The 3,730-nt window shown below is 65.2% G+C and carries 3 protein-coding genes and 1 pseudogene; 2 read left to right on the forward strand and 2 right to left on the reverse strand.

The window, feature by feature from the left end; genetic code table 11:
- Positions 1 to 1,029 (forward strand): annotated as a pseudogene (locus EN750_RS23355) (chain-length determining protein); the annotation flags it as partial.
- Positions 1,030 to 1,075: 46 nt separating this feature from the next.
- On the opposite strand, the gene EN750_RS23360 reads toward EN750_RS23355, so the two are convergent.
- Positions 1,076 to 1,912, reverse strand: coding sequence for a GNAT family N-acetyltransferase (locus EN750_RS23360; RefSeq protein WP_127397781.1), 837 nt, complete (start codon positions 1,910 to 1,912; stop codon positions 1,076 to 1,078).
- Between the two features lie 4 nt (positions 1,913 to 1,916).
- Positions 1,917 to 3,140: a GNAT family N-acetyltransferase gene (locus tag EN750_RS23365; protein ID WP_127397782.1), complete on the reverse strand. Its 1,224-nt coding sequence runs from the start codon at positions 3,138 to 3,140 to the stop codon at positions 1,917 to 1,919.
- Between the two features lie 91 nt (positions 3,141 to 3,231).
- Between EN750_RS23365 and EN750_RS23370 the strand changes: the two genes are divergently transcribed.
- Positions 3,232 to 3,730 (forward strand): polysaccharide deacetylase family protein (locus tag EN750_RS23370; protein ID WP_145967856.1); only part of this gene is annotated, 499 nt, incomplete at its 3' end.

Genomic DNA, 3,730 nt, shown 5'->3' on the forward strand with positions numbered 1-3,730 from the left:
GTCGACGCGCGGATCGCCTCGAAGGCTTCGGTTCCCTCCGAGGCCTATTTCCCGAAGGTCGGGCCGATCGTCGGCGCGGCTTTCGCCGCATCGCTGCTGATCATGGCGATCGTGACGCTTCTGCGGGAGCTGTTTTCAGGCCGCGCGATGCGGCCGGCGAGCGGTTCCCGTTTCGAACGGATCGATGAGGTCGCGATGCCCCAGGTGGCGCAGGCGCCGGTCGCCAAGCCATTTGTCCGCCACGAGCCTGCCGTCCTGCAGGACCCCTTGGTTGGCCAGGAGCTGCCTGAACGTGCGGATGAAACAGATGCGGAGCCCTATGCCGCCGGAATGCCGGCCATGGCCGAGGCACCGGATGTGGTCGCAATGCCCGATACGACGGCGACAGAGCAGACGGCTGTCGAGCCCGAACCGGCGCGTTCCACCCTGGGCGAGATCGATATCGAGAAGGCTGCCGAAAAGCTGATCTCCAGCGGTGCGGCGCGCGCCATATTCGTCTCGCCGGAAGGCGACGAGGCGGCTGCATCCGCGATCCTGGTGGCGCGCGAGGTCGCCGACGCCGGGCTGCGCGTGCTGTTGCTGGACCTCACCGCGTCGGGGGCCGCCTCGCGGCCGATGCTGGACAGCGGGCTTTTCCCCGGCATCACCAACCTGCTCGCTTCGGAAGCGCAGTTCAGTGACGTCATCCATGCCGATCTCTATTCGGACTGTCACGTCATCCCGGTCGGAACCGCCGATCCGGTTCGTGCCATGCGTGCCGCCGACCGGCTGCCGATCATCATGCAGTCGCTGACGACAGCCTACGACCTGGTCGTGGTCGAGTGCGGACCGGCCGACGCGCAAGGCATCGGCCGCCTGACCGGCGATGCCACCGAGGTCTTTCTCTCCATGCTGGAGGCCGACGATGAGGTGACGCAGGCTGCGGTCAAGCTGATCGAGAACGGCTACCCCGACCTCACGCTGGTGACGCCGCTCGGCCACGAACCGCCCGGCAATCCGGTGCCGGGAAGGCGCACTGCCGCTGCCTGAGGGGAGCCCCGGATCGCCGGCGGGGCCGTTCTGCGGTTCGCCCGATCTATCCCAGTTCAAGCGTCGTTACGCCGAACACCCTTCGCAGGTCCAATTCCGGGGCAGGACCCTTGTACATGCGCGTGGTGGTGAAGGTCGGCGCAAAGCCGGCCGCATCGAGCGCAGTTATGAAGCCGGCGTTATCGGCGGGGACGTCGATGTGCATCTCGCCGCCCTCGCAGGCACCGGCCAGTCCCTCCAGGAGTTGCAAAGCGATTTCTATATCGTCGGCAAACAGCGGGCCGATCTTGAAGCCGGATCGACAGCTGCGCGCCACGCCAAAACCGGTCGCGCCGCGCGAATTGATCGCCGCCAACCCATGATGCGGCTCCTGCAGCCATCGCTTCAGAAAGGTGCCTCGGGGCGCCGGAAAACAATGGGCGTCATAGGCGACGATGCCGGACAGGAGCTGCGTCGTAATCATCCGCAACCCATCGGCCCTGACCGGCTGGCCTGCCATGCGCCCGGTGAAGCGGATGGTCTCATAGGCCGGCGCGAAGCCCTTGCGCCGGTAATTGGCCTGCTGCTCGGCGACGCCGTCGAGGCCGACAGTCCGGCCCGAGAGCCTTTTCATGCCGGCGTCCCACACGGCCTTGCCGTAGCTCATGCCGCGCATGTCAGGCCGGCAGATGTAGAGGCCGATGAAACCGAATTCGCTTCCATAGGCCACGGCCGAAATTGCCGCGACCATGTCGTCGCCGACAAAGGCGCCGATGAAGCCTTCGGGGTCCGCGGCCTGGAACATCGCCGGGTCTTCATGACCTGGGTTCCAGCCTTCCGCGGCCGCCCAGTCGACGAGAAGCGCCAGTTCCTGCAGGGACAGTGTGCGGATGATCGGCTTCATGGCGTCAGCTATCTTCTTCCGCGGGCGCTGCCTGGCCGGCGGCTTTGCGGCGCAGCACTTTGGTCAGCTTCCAGATCGTCGGGCTGTTCTTGACGAAGGCCTTCAGCCGTGCGCCTTGCCGAAGCGTCAGCGCCAGCATGCGGCCCTTCACGGTCAAGGGGACCAGCACTTCGAAATGCCGCGTTTCGATATCGCACCACAGCCGCTTGTAAGGCTCATCTCCGACCGAAAAGTCATAGACCTCGAAACCGGTCTCGCAGGCTTCCTGGATGTTGTCGAAGAACAGGAAGTCGCCGGGGCTGGCGTGCCCAAGATCGTCCTCGGCGATCGCTCCGAATTCGCAGATCAGGCGTTTGCCCAAGCGGCTTGAACCGGTGATGGCGCGCAGCTTGCCGGCAACCTCGAGCCCGTGCAGCACGAAGGAAGGCCTGTCCTCGGCAAGCGCCTGCATGAACAGCGCGCGGAAGAAGCCGCGTACCTGTGCGTCGCCAAAAACATTGGCGATGCCCATCTTGCGGAAGCGGAGTTCCTTCATCTCGAAGAAGGCGTCGAGCAGTCTGCCCACCTCGTCGGGGGTGCGGGCCCCGATGCGCCGATAGCTGCCTACGGCCTCGAATTTCCGGATCTGCGACCGGTGCTTCTTGCGTTTGCGTTTGCCGCTGGCGCGGGAAAGCAGCGCATCGAAGCCGCCGGCGAGATCGACGGCCAGCGACAGGTTGGGGCTGGAAAAATGCTCAAGCGATGCGAGCGGATTGGCGACGCCGTCGAGATCGGGCAGCAACCTCTCGAGCGCGACCAGATCGATGTCCGGGCGTGCCTTGGCGATGGCCGCCAGCACCGATCGGAGGGCCGGTATATCCGCTTTGGCCAGCCAGTTCGGGTCCGCGGCGACGAAGTTGCCGTTGGCGTGGCGCCCACCCATGAAGCGGGCGATCCGGAACGGCCCCCTGGCGGCAACCTCCAGCGCCAGCGAGAAAACCGGTTTGCCCTCGGCACTCAGCGTCGCGACGAGCAGGTCCGGTCGTGTCTCGGCCGCCCAGTTCTGGACCCAGGCAGCACTCTGCGCCGGCCCAAACAGAGCCGAGCGGCAGAACGCGGCATAGGCCGCGAGTCCGTCCGTGGACGCCACTGAAATCGACAGGCCGGCATGGTCCCGTGGCAAGGGGCGCGACGATGCCTCGGTGGCCGCAAGCCGATTGCCGTCAAATGACGCGGTTGCGTCAACCATACCTCAATCCTTAAGACGTATTGATCGCGATTTGGGGGTTCGCATAGGCGCATTCCGTGCTTGGATCAGCCTAGGCGCAAAAGGTGAATGAATGATCGACGGCGGGGAGGCAATCCGGAAACTGGCGCTGAACGTCGCCCGCTATACCGGCCTTGCACCGCTGGCCAAGCCGTTCATCGGCGGCATTGGCGCCATCCTGATGCTGCACCGTGTTACCGCGACGCCGGAAAAGCCGGACAGCGTCAACCGGCATCTGAATATCGCGCCCGGCTTCCTTGACGCCATGATCGCGGACATGAAGGCGCATGGCTATGCCTTCGTCTCCATGGACGAAGCCGTTGAGCGCATCAAAGCAGGCGGCAAGGGCGGTCAGTTTGCCACGATCACCGCCGACGACGCCTATCGCGACAACATGACCGAGGCGCTGCCGGTGCTGGAGAAGCATGGCGCGCCAATCACCATCTATGTCGCGCCCGGGCTGATCAACGGCACCGCCGACCTGTGGTGGGATGTGGTCGAGGACATCGTCAACGCGCGCGATATCCTCACGCTGACGCGGCCGAATGGTCCGCTGACGATCGATTGCTCGA

The organism is Mesorhizobium sp. M7A.F.Ca.ET.027.03.2.1 (genome assembly GCF_003999175.1).
Taxonomy (GTDB): domain Bacteria; phylum Pseudomonadota; class Alphaproteobacteria; order Rhizobiales; family Rhizobiaceae; genus Mesorhizobium.

Excerpts from the sequence above, each read along its gene's own strand:
- EN750_RS23360 (WP_127397781.1), bottom strand. The coding sequence starts at position 1,912 with ATGAAGCCGATCATCCGCACACTGTCCCTGCAGGAACTGGCGCTTCTC.
- EN750_RS23365 (WP_127397782.1), bottom strand. The coding sequence starts at position 3,140 with ATGGTTGACGCAACCGCGTCATTTGACGGCAATCGGCTTGCGGCCACC.